Raw genomic sequence first — 16208 nt, forward strand, 5'->3', positions numbered from 1 at the left:
CGGACGGCGTATGCCATGCTGAAAAAGGGCACGCGTTATGAACCAAGCCTACTAGCAAATTAACATTTAGTCTTCGATAACAGAAATAACTGTATTGACCAAGAACCTGCGTTAAGCGGTTAGACCCACCCTTGATAGCCTGTAAAGTGATTAGTGTGTTAAAACACCGAGTAGGAGAAGAGGCACAAGGGCGCGAAAACATCATAGGGCCGAGGTAGCTCCTCATTATGAGCCCGCATATAAGTACGCAGTCTAACAAAATTAACGAAGGGTATTGTGCAATAGGAGGAGTCCATATAAGGCACTTTAGTGCCGAAGTGTCTGATATGCCCTTCATACAACACCCCTGACATTCACGGCTAAAGCCGTTCCTACGCTTCTTAATCACGATGTTCAATCACGGTTCTAACGTTGTTTAATCATGATGACAGGATTGGAGAGCTCTAAAATGGACTACTTCACTTTACGCTAACCTAATTAGCGCGTAGTAGGAGGTACTTGAGTGCCGAAAGTGTCTGATATGCCCTTCACACATAACCACTGACATTCACGGCTAAAGCCGCTCCTACGCTTCTTAATCACGATGACAGAAGTGCAAGGGGCTCTAAATCGCTCATTTCACATCTGGCTCAATTAATTAGAAGGTAGAGGCACTTGAGTGCCGAAAAATGATTATGCCTTTCACACATAACCACAGACATTCACGGCTATAGCTGTTCCAACGAGATAGTGATTCATTGCTAGTTATTAAAACAAGCCATATTCTTCGGTCTCTTCGGCTTCATGGCGCATCAAATGCTCAGGGCGGAATATGGCGCTAGGATCGAGTAACAAACTATGCTTGTTTTTCATTTTGATTAAACCACGCATCATATTTCTAGTTTGAGGATCAACATCAAAACCTACGGAGGTAAGCTTATCAAGCGGTTTAATATCCTCTTTCTTTACATTGATATTGTCTTCTACCTTGTCAACGAGGAGGCCTATATGAGGAGTTACGCCATCTTTAGTGGTAAAGATTATGATAGGCTTGTAATCCAGAATAATCTGCTCTCTTGCAGACTCAAACAAGCGTATTAACTGATTAAACACTTGGCGCTTCTTTTCTTCAAATAAACGAATAACGTTTTCTTTGGTCATTGTTTTTTGAAGGTCTAAGAATTCGCGCGCCATGGCGTGCAATTCTCTGTGGGGGGTGTCGAACTTATCGAGGATATTTTGCAGGTCTTCGTTGTCAGTTTTAAAGCTGTTGTACCATCGGCCAAAATCGCATTTATCCGGATCAATTGTGTTTGTGAAGGCTGCGCCTGTGAGCAGGCTATGCTCTAGTGCGCTCAACCATTGTTGGTGATCTTTTTCTTTTTCAACCAATAAGTCAGTGAGCTCAGCATTTGTCTTATTGGTTGATTGGTTATTAAGTACAATGCCTAAATCAAAGATGGGCGTGGGTGTTTCCATGTAATCTTTTACACCAATGAAGCTTTTATTCTCATTAGGCAAAGATGTCAGGTTATTTTCGTAACGTTCTGTTAGAAGAATATCGAGAATCTTAAGTGAAATGGTCTTTTGCCCAACACGAAAATTAATCAGATCCATATTTCCCTCAAAGCCTTGTTAAGTCTTTAAAGCATAGAACATTATTTCGATTTAGCAGTAGTTAATTTCAATTACTTTTAAAATAGGATCGGTAGATCTTTTTATCCGTGTTGTTTGTCTGATTGTTAAATAAATCGGCAAACTCAGACGTATCACTAAAGAGCTTATTTAGTTCAGTCAGCAAGCATTGATTATTCAACGGTGTTGTGCACTTTTGTGCGGCGCTCACTAACGCAACTGCATTCAAATAGCCTTCAAAAATAATTCTGTTAGGGCTTGTGTTATAGGGCTTGATATCTGCTCTAAATTGCTTGCATAAGGAGTTGTCACACTGATTGGGGTCTGGCACAACCTCCGTTACCATAATAGTACTTGGGTGGTGAATGAGAGAGTATAAATCAAAACTCGACACAAATGATACTGAGGTATAGTCGGGTTTGAAACCTTGCTCGTATCCAGTATTAATAAATTCGGCTAATGGTTGATAAGTGCCTACCATGCATACTGCGGTGACTCCACTAACTTTAAGTTGTTCTAGTGCCTTTGATATCTCTTCGCTATTTCGTTTGAAACGTGCAACTTCAACCGGTACCAAATCGTGTTTTTGCAGTGCCATTATTAAGTTACTTTCAACTAAAAAACCAAACTCATCGGCTTGGATCATCAACCCTATTTTTTTATGCTTGCGCTCCTGAACTAAATAATTAATTTGCTCTATCGCTTCATCTTGATAGCTTGCGCGTAAGTTAAAGACGTTTGGCATTGACTGGTTATGGAGAAAGTCAGCACCAGTAAAAGGCATCAGGAAGGGCACTCGATGTCTATCTAAAAGGGGCTTAATCGCATTTGCAGTCGGTGTACCCATCGAGCCGAAAATAGCGTCTATTTTGTCATTAAATAAAAATTGTCGTGTGTTTACAACGGTGTTTTTAGGCTCATAACCGTCATCAGCAAGAATAAGATCAATATTTTGACCATGTATTCCATCACGTGCATTTACTTTGTTGAAATAGATTGTACTACCCAGTGCTAATTGCTCGCCGATGTGTTTTGCAGGACCAGTTAGTGCGGTAGACATCCCTAATTTTATAGGTGGCTGTGTATGTTGAGTGTTTCCTATAATAGGCACGAAAAGCAAGCAAATCGCTAGGCGCTTAACGGTTGCTCTTATTAAGTAAAGTAAACTGGGCATACCAATCGTGTACTGCTTTTTTGAACCGAATGTCGAACTCTTTTTTACCCGTGAAGTGTGCTTCATCAATTACGCTTTTCACATCAATTTGCTGTAATACTAGTCTAATAAGGATCATTTTTGTATCTTGGTCGAGTAAATTTAGACTAATAGGCATGTGCCAAATAAGCTGCCACAGTAAGGGTTGTAATTTAAAGAGTGAAACGTCGTTGTTGAGTAACCTGTCTGCTCTATTAAGCATTTCTGAAGAGCAACCTATTGTTGAATAGCCTGAGAGTAGTTCATCAACTAGTTGCCATGGTAAAGAGTTAAAATGCCCAAATAGTTGCACGGATAGGTCTTGCTTAAATTCTTCTTTTAATTGCTCTGTGACTGCTTTGCTTTGTGTTTTTAATGGCTTAATAACAAGTGCAGCATGTTCTGCAGTGGCTTTATCACGGTTAAAACCTAGCTTTACAAGGCGAAAACCATTTGTTTTCCAAAACCTAACTAATGACGCATTTGCCCCAAAACTTGCACCAAAGAAATCGCACGTACTTAGTTGTTGTTGGCAAAAATCTAATAAGGCAGATCCTATACCTTGTTGGTGGCTCTCTGGTGCTACAGCGATTCTCACAACGCGTGCAGAGTGACCTGTTAGCCACTGCGTATCATGCGTTAACTGAGTTAATGTTTGTGCCATTAAATGCCCTTGCGGGCGGCGTTCGCCTGTTATTACTTGCTCTGCAATATCTTGCGATAGTCCCCCTTCAATTGCGACTAAACAGACGGCTTGTAGGTTTTCTGCTTGTCGGCAAATAAATAAGTATAATTCAGGTGCATCAAGCAATTGACGTAAATCACTCACACTGGTTTGGTAGTGCGCTAACGCGAGGAGTGCCATAACTTGGCTTAATAAGTGTTCATCACGAATAAGGCGCTCCTTGCTAACCTGCTCGAACTGCAAAGGTAACGAACTAGCGACTTGATTGTATTGCGCATCAAGCAGTAATAAATCGCGTATGGCGTACTCAAGCGGATCATGCTTTGCAAAGCGGATCGGTGCGTCTAAGTTTATTGTCTTTAATGACTTAAACTGGCTGCGCAAATAATGTAAAAAGCGCAGTGTATAACCGCGGCCATTGCCTTCATAACCGACCATGGTGCTAGCAAACACAATACGTGGGTACGAGTGTAAAATTTGCATTAGCATAGGAACAGGGATAGCTGCAGCTTCATCTATAAATAGCAGATCGCATTGAGGTTTTTCATTAAGGAGGTTATCAGGAGCACTATAACTTAGGTTTGCAAGTTGCTTGCAATTGGCTTGCAAAGGGACATTAAGTTGTTCAGCTAAGTGTTTAAATGTGGTTTGCACCGCTTTAACTTGAGTCGCACACAGCAGTATTTTTTTATCCTTTAATGCAGCAGCTGCAAGGCCTAATGCGGCTGATTTTCCTCGCCCTCTATCAGCACTAATTACGAGAGGACGATGTGCGCGACCCTGTGCTGTTTTAATTATTTGCTCAATACACGCCTGTTGTTGAGAGAAGTCAATTAATGCGTGATGTGGGTGTATTGTTTGATATGTCGTTGGCGTGATGTGCTGCTTAAAAATGTGTGTTTGCGACTCTAATAATGTAGTTAGGCGTTCATTAAAGAAACTATGCGTTATTGTTTGTCCAAACGATGTGACGTTTTCAAGCGCAGGATCGACCCATGTTGGGTCATTCGGGAGTAATAAAATAAACACACCACCGGCTTTAACTGTACCGGCAAGCGCGGCTAACTTATCTGCATACAGTCCACTAAAACCATCAAAAATCGCGTGTTGAAACTCTTGTCCAAGAATTTGATGAACATGCTTTGGGAAGGCGCTATTTTTTAATTGATGGCAACTGCTAAACACATACGTGTTTGGCAGTGACAGTTGATTGGCAAATGCATAACACCAGGTTGCATCACCTTGCACCACAATAAGCTGACGATGCTTGGCAATCGTCAGCTCAGTGATGAGCATGCTTAGGTAGTCGTTATAAGGCTTGAAGTCTTGCATACTGAGTAACAAGCCACTTACTGCCTAAATCATCAAAGTTCACTTGAATACGTGACTGTGCACCACTGCCTTCATAATTTAGTACCGTTCCTACACCAAATTTTGCATGTAAAACGCGTTGCCCTAAATTAAAGCCACTGTCTTCAAATGCGGCATGTGTGACTGATGAGCTAAAACGGCCTGCGGCTGGGGGCCTTGAAACTTGTGTTTTGATACGAATTTCCTCAACACAGTCTTCTGGCATTTCGCGCAAGAATCGAGAGGGGCTGTGGTATTTTTCTTGGCCATATAAACGGCGAGTTTCAGCGTGACTAATGTACAGCTTTTCCATCGCTCGGGTCATGCCTACATAACACAAACGGCGCTCTTCTTCTAAGCGACCAGACTCCTCATTACTTTGCTGTGAAGGAAACATGCCTTCTTCAACACCCACCATAAAAACAAGCGGGAACTCAAGGCCTTTTGCTGAATGAAGTGTCATCATTTGTACGGCATCTTCGTGCTCATCGGCTTGACCTTCGCCTGATTCGAGAGAAGTGTACGCAAGAAAGCCTTGCAGTGGTGAGCTGAATTCTTCGTCTTCAGGTAGCTCATATTGGCCACAGGCACTAATGAGCTCTTCTAAGTTTTCTACGCGAGCGCGGCCTTTTTCACCTTTTTCAGCTTGGTACATGGCCATCAACCCTGAAGTTTGAATCGCGTATTTAGCTTGCTCTTCTAAGGTAAGATCACTGATTTTGTCTTCAATGTGCTCAACCAGCTCTAAAAATTTTGTTACTGCACTGGCTGCACGCCCAGATAGATGCTGCTGTTCAATAATGGCTTTTGCAGCATACCACAGAGGAAGAGACTCGTTCCGCGCACAGTCACGAATGTGGCTGAGGGTTTTATCTCCAATGCCACGAGCTGGGGTGTTAATAACGCGCTCAAAGGCGGCATCATCTTGGCGATTACCCACTAAGCGCAGGTACGAAAGGGCGTCTTTAATCTCTTGACGCTCGAAGAAGCGCATGCCTCCATAAATGCGGTATTTAAGCCCTTCTTGTAACATGGCTTCCTCGAGTACACGAGATTGCGCATTGTTACGGTATAGAATCGCGGCATCTTGCAAGGCATTACCAGCATTTAGCCAGCTACGCAGTTTACTGCTTACGAAACGGGCTTCATCTAATTCGTTAAAAGCGGCATACACCGAAATTGGTTCACCCTCGTTACCATCGGTCCAGAGGCTTTTACCCATGCGTTCAGCATTATTTTTAATTAGCGCATTGGAGGCTTTTAATATTGTGGCTGTTGAGCGGTAGTTCTGCTCAAGACGAATGGTTTCGGCTTCGAAGTCGGTTAAAAAGCGTTTAATATTCTCAATACGTGCACCGCGCCAACCATAGATACTTTGGTCATCATCACCTACTATCATAATGCTGTTGGTGTTTCCTGCTAGCAGCTTTAACCAAGCATATTGAATCGTATTGGTATCTTGGAACTCGTCTACCAACATATGAGCAAAACGCTGCTGATAATGACGCAGTAGCGTAGGGTGATTGTTAAGTACTTCGTAGCAGCGTAATAAAATTTCTGCAAAGTCGACCAAACCAGCACGATCGCACGCTTCTTGATATGCTGCATAAACTTTCAGCATCATTTGCTCATTGATATCGCAAGCCTGAATATCTTTAGGGCGCAGACCTTCGTCTTTTTTAGCACTGATGTACCAGCTAAACTGTTTCGCTGGCCACTTTTTATCATCGATATTCATTGCTTTAAGTAAGCGTTTGATCATTCGCTGCTGATCGTCTGAATCTAAGATTTGAAAGCTTTCAGGTAATTTTGCTTCACGATGATGTGCACGCAAAATACGGTGAGACAACCCGTGGAAAGTGCCAATCCACATGCCACCAACAGGCGCTTTTAAGGTTTCTTCTACGCGAGAGCGCATCTCTTTTGCAGCTTTATTAGTAAAGGTGACGGCAAAAATACTGTAGGCAGAGGCTTGCTCAACTTGCATTAGCCATGCGATACGATGAACAAGTACTCGAGTTTTACCAGAACCTGCACCAGCAAGTACTAGCATATTTTGCAATGGGGCTGCGACTGCATCCCGTTGTTTGTCATTTAAGCCATCGAGTAATTCAGAAACGTCCATCGTTACGCCTTTTCAATCTATAATGAGAGGAGTATAACAGGTGTTTATGCAAGGCTAAATAAAATACTGTTTTTATAAACAGCTATTTTGGCAAGTTATTAAAATTTTAGTGGTAATATTCGCATATGTTTGTTATCAGTAAAGTAGTAATAGCTTTGTGCAAGAAGGCATAAATATATCTACAATTTAAGGAGTTAAAAATGAGAATAAAAGCGGATGTAGGTACAATTGATATTTTGGGTCATATAATTATTTGGTTTTTCATTATCCTAATAACTTTCGGAATAGGGGCTTTCTTTTTTCCATATTCATTTTCGAAATTTATACTAAATCGAAGCTATTTTGTTGATGAAAGTGGCGCTTCTAGGAAGATGAAGTGCCAAACAGATATGTTTGGAAGCATTGGTCATGTAATTCTTTGGATTTTAATTTCAATTATAACTTTTGGCATAGGCTATGCCTTTTATTTTTATAAAGTTTGGAATTATTCATTGAATAATACAATCATCGAATAGTTAACGGCAAATTAGCTTTATACGAGCGCCATTGGGCGCTAGTGTTGTTTTTGGCCTTCTGAACTCGCTACTGCATGCCGCAACCGATATAATTACTGCATCAAGAGTTGTGAGTATTTACGATGGAATATCAATTTATCCGCGATCCAATGAGCGGTTTACGTATTAAAATTTCGACTGAACATGCGGTTATCGGTCGTTGGTTGAATGAAGAAATAGGCAAAGAAAAAATAGCGATGGTCCAGGCGCTAATTTCCGCCGTTAAAAATAGCCATGAGCCCTTAACACTGCAAGGCCAAGAAATAGATTTGATTTTGAGTAAGGACGAAGCGTTGTTTGAAGCCCATGCTCTTCATCAAGATAATGAAGATCTCATGGCGTATCAGGATGATGATTTAATGCTTGAAGAAGATGGCTTAAGCAGTGGCTGCGGTTTTGAGGATTTTGTTGATTTAATTGAGTCTTGGCACGCGTTTGCGCAAGGTCGTTAAGCAGGGCTTAAAGCCCTACTTAATTAATCACTCGATAGTGTGTTTATTGTTCGCTCACTGATTTAACTGCGGCTAACAATACGTCTTCTGTTAAACGAACTTTATAATTAGGGTTCGCATACTGAAAGTGGATAAGCCCTTGCTTATCTACTACAAAAACAGCAGGAACGGGTAACGCAACCTGTGCTTTGCCATCGAGTGATACAAAGTTAACCCCTAACTTGTTGCGATAAATTTTTGCGGTCTTGTCATCGAGATAAAATGCCAATCCCAACGTTTGGCTCAATGCCAAACTATCATCAGAGAGTAGTTGATAGTTCGCAGAGGTTATTTTAGTCTCGGCTAGCTTTTCTGGACTATCCGGAGATATTGCAATAATTTGTGCCCCCAAGTCTGCTAATTGATCCTCAATTTTTTGTACGTTGGCTAATTGCTTGGAACAATAGGGACACCATCCACCTCGGTAAACGATTAATACGGTAGTTTTTTCTTTAAAACGTTTTTTTAAAGAAACGGTTGTGCCGTTTTGGTCTTTTAAATCAACATCTGGAATTGTTAATCCAGGCAATAGTGGACTGACGTGCTCTGCCGAGTCAGCAATATTATGAGCTGTGGCTGCAAGTGTTTGGCTAGATAGCACAAGTAATGCACTAACAAGAAGGGTTCTCAGCATGGTATTCCTCAATTATTTTTTCAACTGCTTATGAAGACCTGCTTAGCTGTTTTTTAATTTCATCAATGCTGAATTTATCTGTAGTATATAGCTAAATAAAAATGCAAGTTGGGATTAAAAATGTCTGCTAATTTACAAAAAATCGTTGTCATGCTTGAGATGCAAAATGCCATGAATACAAAAGTGCATGAGCAATGGTTTAGCCAAGGTTTTGAATGGTATCGTGCTATTTGGGTTGAGTGTGCTGAAATGCTCGACCACTATGGTTGGAAATGGTGGAAAAAACAAACCCCAGATACTGAGCAAGTTATTTTGGAGCTGGTCGACATTTTCCATTTTGGTTTATCACTGCGTATCGACGGGGAAACAAGTTACGAGCAACTTGCCGCTCAACTTGAAGCTGAACTAAGTGCGCCTGAGCAAGCTGACGATTTTAAACAAACGCTTGAGTTATTGGCTGCAACCGCCGTTGCTGAAAAGCGTTTTAATGCTGCCGCATTCGCTGGATGTATGGCGCAAATTGGCATGGATATCGACGATTTATATCGTGGCTATGTTGGCAAAAATACACTTAATTTCTTCCGCCAAGATCATGGTTACAAAGATGGCAGTTATATAAAGGTGTGGAACGGTCAAGAAGATAACGAGCATTTAGTTGAAGTCGTTAAAAGCCTCGATACGGAGCATGCTGATTTTGCAAAGCTTGTCTATCAAGGCTTAGAGCAGCGTTACCCTAAATAAACCTATTTATGCTCATTTTAGGGGCATGAAGTCACGAAAGTCGGTGGTAGATAAATAGCCATCGAACTGTTTATGCGGTTGTCGGCTATCAGGGTTGGCAACCGCAAGTATATGGCCTATGCCAAACTCTTTGGCCGCATCGAGCACTGCGGGACTGTCATCAACAAATAAAGTGCGCGCTTTATCAAACTGCCATTCTTGTTGCACTTGCTGCCATAAAGGTTGATGTTCTTTACTCACACCATATTGATGGGTTGAAATAACGCCATCTAAATAATTGTCTATTGCCGTTAACTCAAACTTTAACATGACACAATCTGGGTGGGCATTCGTAAGTAAGATTAATTCTTTGCCTGTTTTTCTAAGTTCGGTTAGAAAAGGGGGGACGTCTTCGCGAATTTTTATTAAATGCTGAATATCACGCTTTAACGCCATAATGGGTAAATCGAGTTGCTGTTGCCAGTAATCTAAACAATACCAACTTATTTGGCCGCTTACTTTTTGATAGCGTTGAAAAATGTCTGTTTTCGCCTGCTCTAAACTGAGTCCATGCTTTAATGCATATTGTTCGGGAATAACGGTAAGCCAAAAGTAATTATCAAAATGCAAATCGAGCAGAGTGCCATCCATATCAAGCAGTACTGTATCGATTTTTGACCAATTTAACATAGGCAATTCACTTTAAAAGATTTATCATGAGTGTAACTGACATGATAGCAAATTAATGCCAATGACACAGAAAAAGCACCCAACACCTCCGCAAATATTGTCTAACGAAGTCGTCGCCAAAAGCCGACTATTTACTGTTGAATCTCTGGCTTTGAAGTTTTCAAATGATGAACAAAGGCAGTATGAAAGAATTCGTGGTGGAGGCCGGGGAGCTGTGATGATTGTGCCCGTTACAGCTGATAATGAATTGCTATTAGTAAGGGAATATTGTGCAGGCACGAACGACTATCAACTCGGTTTTCCTAAGGGCTTAATTGATCCTGGAGAAACACCAGAGCAAGCCGCAAACCGAGAGCTTAAAGAAGAGGTCGGTTTTGGTGCGAAGCATTTTTCTGCACTAAAAAAAGTAACGATGGCACCCAGTTACTTTAATGCCACTATGCATATTCTCTATGCAGAGCAACTTTATCCAGAAACGTTACCTGGTGATGAGCCTGAACCGCTCGTTGTTGTTAAATGGCCAATACAAGATTGGCAATCTTTATTACAACAAGATGACTTTACTGAAGCACGAAGTGTTGCAGCTTTGCTATTATTAACAAAGTACCTAGAGTCAGGAGCGGGCAATGAATAATTTTTTAGAACCGTGCATTCGTTTAGCTGAGCAGGCAGGTGAGGCTATTATGGCTATTTATCAGCAAGATGATATTGGTGCTGAAGAAAAGTCAGATAATACACCCGTAACGAAAGCTGACTTGGCATCGAACGAAGTATTGATGGCAGGCCTAAGAAAGTTGGCTCCCGATATTCCGATTATGTCTGAAGAGACGCCTATTCCAGCACTTGAAGATAGGAAACATTGGCAGCGATATTGGTTGCTAGATCCTATGGATGGTACGGGAGAGTTTATTTTAGAAAGTGGCGACTTTGCGGTAAATATTGCGTTGATTGAAAACAATCATCCCGTCTTAGGCGTTATACACTGGCCAGCTAAACAAGTGACGTATTTCGCAAGTTATCAAAATGGTGCGTTTAAACGTGAAAATGGCCAAGATAAGCAAATTTCGGTAGCAACGCCAGATAACTTAACATTAGCGGTGAGTCGCAGGCAAAAAATTGAGGCGGTCAGTCAATATTTAAATACTCAGTTTGCCACCGTAGCATTAGGGTCATGTTCATTAAAGGCTTGCATTATTGCTGAGGGGAAAGCAGATTGCTTTTTACGTATTGGCCCAACAGGTGAATGGGATACTGGTGCATCTCAAGTAATTGTCGAAGAAGCTGGCGGATGCATTACTGACGCTGAATTTAACCCACTGACTTACAATCAACGAGAAAGTACTGAGAATCCTGATTTTATTGTAATGGGACACCCAGATTGGGAGTGGCAAAAAATGATCAGTCCTCATCAACGTGCTATTTAGAGTAGTTTTGTGTGCTTTTTGTTCGCTTGAACCGCTTTTATTATTATAACCCTTGATTTCTAATTTTTTTGCTATATTATAGCGCTCTCTCTGGTACAGGGCATCGTTAACATGCTTATGTTACTAAGAGATTACAGGCGCGGGATGGAGCAGCCTGGTAGCTCGTCGGGCTCATAACCCGAAGGTCGTCGGTTCAAATCCGGCTCCCGCAACCAATTCTTTGAATTGGCTGACTTCTTAAATTAAGTGAGAAGAAAAGTAAACTTAATAATTTCAGGCGCGGGATGGAGCAGCCTGGTAGCTCGTCGGGCTCATAACCCGAAGGTCGTCGGTTCAAATCCGGCTCCCGCAACCAACTGAAATTAAATTAGCAAACATGATCAGACACGCCACCGCGTGTTTTTTTATGCCTGAAATTCAGGTTTATGACCCGAAGGTCGTCGGTTTGCTTTCATTATTTACTGCTCCGCAACCCACTGAAATTAAATTAACTAAAATTATTAGATACACATCAACGTATTTTTGCCTGAAACAATAGCGGTATTATTGGGCTTAAACGTGATGAGCTTTAGAACCGACTATAATAAAAGCTTTTCTTTCATGTAGTTAAAATGGGGAACTATTATGAATGTTAACTGAACTGAACTATTCTTTATTAATAACTAATAATAAATGTGTAGCTTTTAGGGATGACTCGGTTTCTTATTTATCTTTTTAGTCTATTTTTTTTACCTTTTGCGTGGCCTGCGTTTCAAAATTTCAGTATTGATAATGGCTTATCACAAAGCGTTGTATTTGATATTCAACAAGATCAGCAGGGGTTTGTATGGTTCTCTACGCAAGCAGGGTTAAACCGCTTTGATGGGAATGAATTTATTGTTTTTTCGTCAACAGGAGAAAACAATAGTTTAACGAATAACTACATTTATCCGCTTGCACTCGATAACGAATCGCACCTTTTTATAGGCACCCGCAATGGGGGCGTAAATCAACTCCCGTTATACGATTACCAATTTTCTTCGCCCATTTTAACAGACTACCGTATTACCAGTTTGTTTGTTGATTCTCACGTGCTGTATATCGGCACGTATGATGGCAGTTTATTCGCTTACAATAAACGCAATGAAAAAGTGACCCCACTAGTGCGGGATATAAAAAAGCCTATTTATGCGATAACAAAAATACACGATGTATTGTGGCTAGGTACTCATGGTGCAGGATTAATTCATTATGATCTAGCTAAGCAACAACCTGTCAGTACGTTGTTGAATGGATTTACAAAGCCACCTAGCATTCATTCGAGTATCTTTGCGATAAAGCAGGCAAATGACGAAACAATATGGTTGGCCAGTCAAGGCGGTGGGTTATTTAAGATTGATTTATCAGCAAAATCGATGCAGCAATGGCTTAAATCGAGCGACTCAGAGCACGGGTTAACCAGTAACGAAATTCGTGATATCGAGTTTGATCAGCAAGGTCGAGTATGGCTTGCAACGCGAGGGGGCGGCATCAATATTTTTGATCGCAAAACCAACACGTTTACTGCTTTAACCCATGACCCATTTGACAGATATAGCTTAGCGCACGACCGAGTTTACAGTATTTACCGTGATAGTAGCGATATTATGTGGTTTGGTACTGCCAATGGTATCAGCAAGCTAGATCCTGCTTCACTTCAATTCAGTAAATTAAAAAAACCGACACCGCTTTCAAGTAAAGATGCTTGGGCGCTATTTGAAGATTCGCAGCAACGTATTTGGTATGGCAGTTGGGGGGGCGGGATAGATATCCTTGATCAACAATTAAACCGTATTAAACACCTCGTGGCGAGCAACTTACCCAATTCAATTACCAGTAACGCAATTAAAGCGATAACCGAAGATTTAAATGGAGACATTTGGGTTGGTAGTTGGCAGCAGGGCATTGATGTGCTCCACCAAGATGGCAGTGTGACACATTTTCGAGCTGATGAAGGGAGCCATGGATTAACTGAAAACAGTATTTACGCCTTGCTGGTGGATGAGAAAAATAATGTCTGGGTAGGGACGAATGGTGGTGGATTATTTTGTTTTGATAGGCAATTAGGTCGGTTTATCAGTTTTTCAGAAAAACAGGCACATTCTCAATTAGTCATACCTACAGCAAGGGTGACAAGCTTATATCAAAGCTCCGCAACAGACATGTGGATAGCAACCGATGGGGATGGGGCGTATTACTATAACTTTGCGACTGATTCTTTAATTAATTATCGCAAAGGTAACCCCGCATCTGCTTTATCTGATAATACGGTGAGAGCCTTTTTACAGGAAGGTTCACGTATGTGGTTAGCGACGTCTAATGGAATAAATATCATTGACACCAATAGCCAGCAAGTAAAGGTTATTAATGTGGCAGATGGTATGCCTAATCAAGTGATTTATGCCTTATTAAAAGGCAATGATGGCATGGTTTGGGTAAGTACAAACAATGGATTAGCTAAAATAAATCCAGAGAATTTTGCAATCACCAGTTATAAAGCTCGTCACGGTTTGCAAGGCAATGAATTTAATGCCGGCGCCTATCTAAAAATGCGAGATGGCCGGTTAATGTTTGGCGGCACCCAAGGTGTAAGTGTTATTAACCCTGAAACACTCGTTAAGAATAAACAAGGTGGGCAGTTAGCATTAACGCGTTTACAGTTTGACGATCAAGACCTTATTATTTCTGCTGGGAGTAAGCTCGGTAGCCTTTACCAAATCGAGAAGAGTCGCATCGTCACAGTGCCAGCCGATATTACACGCATGCACTTACAGGTCAGTTATTTGCATTATTCAGAACCTAAAACTAATAAGTATTCTTACCGTTTAGAAGGTTTTGAACAGCAATGGAGAAATGTAACGGGTCCTTACTTATCAATAGATTACACCAACTTACCGCCTGGCAGTTATCAGCTTATCGTTAAAGCAAGTAGCGAAAGTGGAGCGAACGCACTCGCCCCATTGTTATTGAATATCAAAGTACTGGCTCCATGGTGGCAAAGCCCTGCTTTTTATGTTGTTTGTGCAGTACTTGTCTTATGTTTGGTGTGGTTATTAACGGTGCTTTGGACCTATCGGATCCGTAAACAAAAGTATCAACTAGAGCAACTTGTCAATGAGCGCACTGATGAAATTGCAGAGCAAAAAGCGCTGATAGAACAGCAAGCTGATGCGCTTAGTGATTCGCTTGAAAATAAAGTGCGCTTTTTTACGCATGCATCTCATGAGTTACGTACGCCACTTAGTTTGTTAATCGCACCATTGCAGCGTCTTATTTTTAATGAAAAAAACACAGATAAACGTGAGCAGTTAACCTTGGTATTACGAAACAGTCGACGTTTAGAAAATCTGGTCGATAAACTCTTAACATTGACCCGTTATGATGAGCGCAATGAAGAGATTATTAAGGTTGTATCCTTGTCTGCGATTGCGCGTGAGGTTGCAGGACAGTTTTCTGTACTCGGTGAGCAATCAGTAGAGTTTTATGTTGAAATAGAAGAAGCAATTTTTATATCAAGCACCCGAGAGGGGCTAATTACTATATTAAGCAATTTACTCAGCAATGCCTTCAAGTATACAAAACAAGGGAGTGTAAGCTTAAAAATAACAACGCATGATAACAATGCCTTTATTGAGGTGACCGATACAGGTAAAGGGATTGCTGATGCGGAGAAAGAGAAAGTATTTGATATCTTTTACCGTGTAAGCAGCCAAGCCAATGTAGAAGGCAGTGGTGTTGGGTTAGCCATTGTGAAACGTCTCGTTGATAAGTATCAAGGCGACATTCAGCTTGTTAGTCGCTTAGCGGTAGGCACAACATTTACGCTTCGTTTCCCATTAGCTGAGGCTCTCGAGCAGGCAACCTCGGTGAGTATCGACAGTGAGAACCTTAAAGCCAAGAAAAATTGTGAGCAACCTACCGTACTAGTTATCGAGGATAATGATGAGTTGCGTCATTATTTAAAAACTGAATTACACCCGCGTTATCAGGTATTACTGGCAGAAGATGGCCACGTTGGTTTGCAAATAGCGCAAAGCCAAGTGCCAGATTTGATAGTGACAGACCTAATGATGCCAAAAGTGGATGGCTTTGCCGTATTAGATGCGTTACATAGCTCCCCTGTTACGTGCCATATTCCCGTGATAATACTCACTGCTAAAGGAGACTATGAAACGCGGGTAAGCGGTTTAAAACAACATGCTCTGGATGTAATCACCAAGCCTTTTGACAGGGAAGAATTATTATTAAAAGTCGAAAATTGGATTGATTGGGTTAATCAATATGCTCAACAGCATGTGATTCAGGTGCCAGATCAAAGCCCACCAAAGGCAGATACTCCCGTTGATCCGCGTGATAAACAGTTACTTGAAAAGCTTGAGCACTATGTATCTGAAAATTATCAGCAACAAGGATTCTCAATGACGCATTGTGCTAAGCATCTCGCACTGAGTGAACGTCAGTTGCAGCGTAAGTTAAAAGTGTTTCTCAACATGACACCGAGTGAATATTTACGGGATTATCGACTCATAAAAGCTGCCGAGTTGTTACGCCAAGGTCGTCAAATTAGTTTGGTGATTGACGATATTGGTTTTTCATCTCGCTCACATTTCTCGAAATTTTTTAAAGTAAAATATGGTATGACGGCAAAAGAATATCAGTATCACTACTTTTAACTTATTGATTTTTATTGTTATGTCGTATTTGAGTACAT

General features: G+C 41.2%; 12 protein-coding genes and 2 tRNA genes. 8 read left to right on the top strand and 6 right to left on the bottom strand.

All coding sequences use genetic code 11. From position 1 onward, the window contains the following. Positions 1–747: 747 nt before the first annotated feature. The 4 genes from BM378_RS16675 to uvrD all read right to left on the bottom strand — a co-directional run bounded on the left by BM378_RS16675 (position 748) and on the right by uvrD (position 6966). A complete protein-coding gene (locus tag BM378_RS16675) occupies positions 748–1596 on the bottom strand; it encodes a CZB domain-containing protein (RefSeq protein WP_074989638.1) in 849 nt (282 codons plus the stop codon). A 67-nt stretch (positions 1597–1663) separates the two neighbouring features. Beyond that, positions 1664–2788, bottom strand: a complete 1125-nt coding sequence (locus BM378_RS16680) for an ABC transporter substrate-binding protein (RefSeq protein WP_074989639.1) — start codon at positions 2786–2788, stop codon at positions 1664–1666. Next, positions 2751–4823 carry a tRNA(Met) cytidine acetyltransferase TmcA domain-containing protein gene (locus BM378_RS16685; RefSeq protein WP_074989640.1) on the bottom strand — a complete coding sequence of 691 codons (2073 nt, stop codon included), beginning with the start codon at positions 4821–4823 and terminating at the stop codon, positions 2751–2753. Before BM378_RS16685 ends, BM378_RS16680 begins: the two co-directional genes overlap by 38 nt. Beyond that, entirely contained in the window at positions 4801–6966 is a 2166-nt protein-coding gene (gene uvrD / locus BM378_RS16690; protein WP_065978908.1) for a DNA helicase II, read from the bottom strand. The genes BM378_RS16685 and uvrD overlap by 23 nt, the downstream gene beginning before the upstream one ends. Before the next feature lie 200 nt (positions 6967–7166). On the opposite strand from uvrD, the gene BM378_RS16695 reads away from it, so the two are divergent. Both BM378_RS16695 and BM378_RS16700 read left to right on the top strand, forming a co-directional pair. Then, the gene (locus BM378_RS16695; RefSeq protein WP_074989641.1) at positions 7167–7481 is read left to right on the top strand and encodes a DUF6693 family protein; all 315 of its coding nucleotides are present in this window, start codon (positions 7167–7169) and stop codon (positions 7479–7481) included. Between the two features lie 122 nt (positions 7482–7603). After that, entirely contained in the window at positions 7604–7972 is a 369-nt protein-coding gene (locus BM378_RS16700) for a YacL family protein (RefSeq protein WP_036974277.1), read from the top strand. Positions 7973–8015: 43 nt separating this feature from the next. On the opposite strand, the gene BM378_RS16705 is transcribed toward BM378_RS16700, so the two are convergent. Continuing rightward, a complete protein-coding gene (locus tag BM378_RS16705) occupies positions 8016–8642 on the bottom strand; it encodes a peroxiredoxin-like family protein (RefSeq protein ID WP_036974307.1) in 627 nt (208 codons plus the stop codon). A gap of 123 nt (positions 8643–8765) precedes the next feature. On the opposite strand from BM378_RS16705, the gene BM378_RS16710 reads away from it, so the two are divergent. Beyond that, positions 8766–9386, top strand: a complete 621-nt coding sequence (locus BM378_RS16710; protein WP_036974274.1) for a dUTP diphosphatase — start codon at positions 8766–8768, stop codon at positions 9384–9386. Between the two features lie 12 nt (positions 9387–9398). Here BM378_RS16710 and yrfG read toward each other — a convergent pair whose 3' ends face one another. After that, positions 9399–10055, bottom strand: coding sequence for a GMP/IMP nucleotidase (gene yrfG / locus BM378_RS16715; RefSeq protein WP_036974272.1), 657 nt, complete (start codon positions 10053–10055; stop codon positions 9399–9401). 61 nt (positions 10056–10116) lie between these two features. Between yrfG and nudE the strand changes: the two genes are divergently transcribed. The 5 genes from nudE to BM378_RS16740 all read left to right on the top strand — a co-directional run bounded on the left by nudE (position 10117) and on the right by BM378_RS16740 (position 16170). After that, positions 10117–10689, top strand: a complete 573-nt coding sequence (gene nudE, locus BM378_RS16720) for an ADP compounds hydrolase NudE (RefSeq protein ID WP_036974304.1) — start codon at positions 10117–10119, stop codon at positions 10687–10689. Further along, positions 10682–11479, top strand: a complete 798-nt coding sequence (cysQ, locus tag BM378_RS16725) for a 3'(2'),5'-bisphosphate nucleotidase CysQ (RefSeq protein ID WP_036974269.1) — start codon at positions 10682–10684, stop codon at positions 11477–11479. The genes nudE and cysQ overlap by 8 nt, the downstream gene beginning before the upstream one ends. Before the next feature lie 138 nt (positions 11480–11617). Further along, positions 11618–11694, top strand: a tRNA-Met gene (locus BM378_RS16730). Positions 11695–11757: 63 nt separating this feature from the next. Then, positions 11758–11834: transfer RNA gene (locus BM378_RS16735), tRNA-Met, on the top strand. Between the two features lie 334 nt (positions 11835–12168). Then, a complete protein-coding gene (locus tag BM378_RS16740) occupies positions 12169–16170 on the top strand; it encodes a hybrid sensor histidine kinase/response regulator transcription factor (protein WP_074989642.1) in 4002 nt (1333 codons plus the stop codon). Positions 16171–16208: the final 38 nt, after the last annotated feature.

This window comes from Pseudoalteromonas lipolytica, assembly GCF_900116435.1.
GTDB lineage: Bacteria > Pseudomonadota > Gammaproteobacteria > Enterobacterales > Alteromonadaceae > Pseudoalteromonas > Pseudoalteromonas lipolytica.

What these genes read in the sequence shown, in the direction of transcription:
- uvrD (WP_065978908.1), bottom strand. Translation starts at nt 6,966, where the DNA reads ATGGACGTTTCTGAATTACTCGATGGCTTAAATGACAAACAACGGGAT.
- BM378_RS16700 (WP_036974277.1), top strand. Translation starts at nt 7,604, where the DNA reads ATGGAATATCAATTTATCCGCGATCCAATGAGCGGTTTACGTATTAAA.
- BM378_RS16675 (WP_074989638.1), bottom strand. Translation starts at nt 1,596, where the DNA reads ATGGATCTGATTAATTTTCGTGTTGGGCAAAAGACCATTTCACTTAAG.
- BM378_RS16685 (WP_074989640.1), bottom strand. Translation starts at nt 4,823, where the DNA reads ATGCAAGACTTCAAGCCTTATAACGACTACCTAAGCATGCTCATCACT.
- nudE (WP_036974304.1), top strand. Translation starts at nt 10,117, where the DNA reads ATGACACAGAAAAAGCACCCAACACCTCCGCAAATATTGTCTAACGAA.
- BM378_RS16740 (WP_074989642.1), top strand. Translation starts at nt 12,169, where the DNA reads ATGACTCGGTTTCTTATTTATCTTTTTAGTCTATTTTTTTTACCTTTT.
- BM378_RS16695 (WP_074989641.1), top strand. Translation starts at nt 7,167, where the DNA reads ATGAGAATAAAAGCGGATGTAGGTACAATTGATATTTTGGGTCATATA.
- cysQ (WP_036974269.1), top strand. Translation starts at nt 10,682, where the DNA reads ATGAATAATTTTTTAGAACCGTGCATTCGTTTAGCTGAGCAGGCAGGT.
- BM378_RS16710 (WP_036974274.1), top strand. Translation starts at nt 8,766, where the DNA reads ATGTCTGCTAATTTACAAAAAATCGTTGTCATGCTTGAGATGCAAAAT.
- yrfG (WP_036974272.1), bottom strand. Translation starts at nt 10,055, where the DNA reads ATGTTAAATTGGTCAAAAATCGATACAGTACTGCTTGATATGGATGGC.
- BM378_RS16680 (WP_074989639.1), bottom strand. Translation starts at nt 2,788, where the DNA reads ATGCCCAGTTTACTTTACTTAATAAGAGCAACCGTTAAGCGCCTAGCG.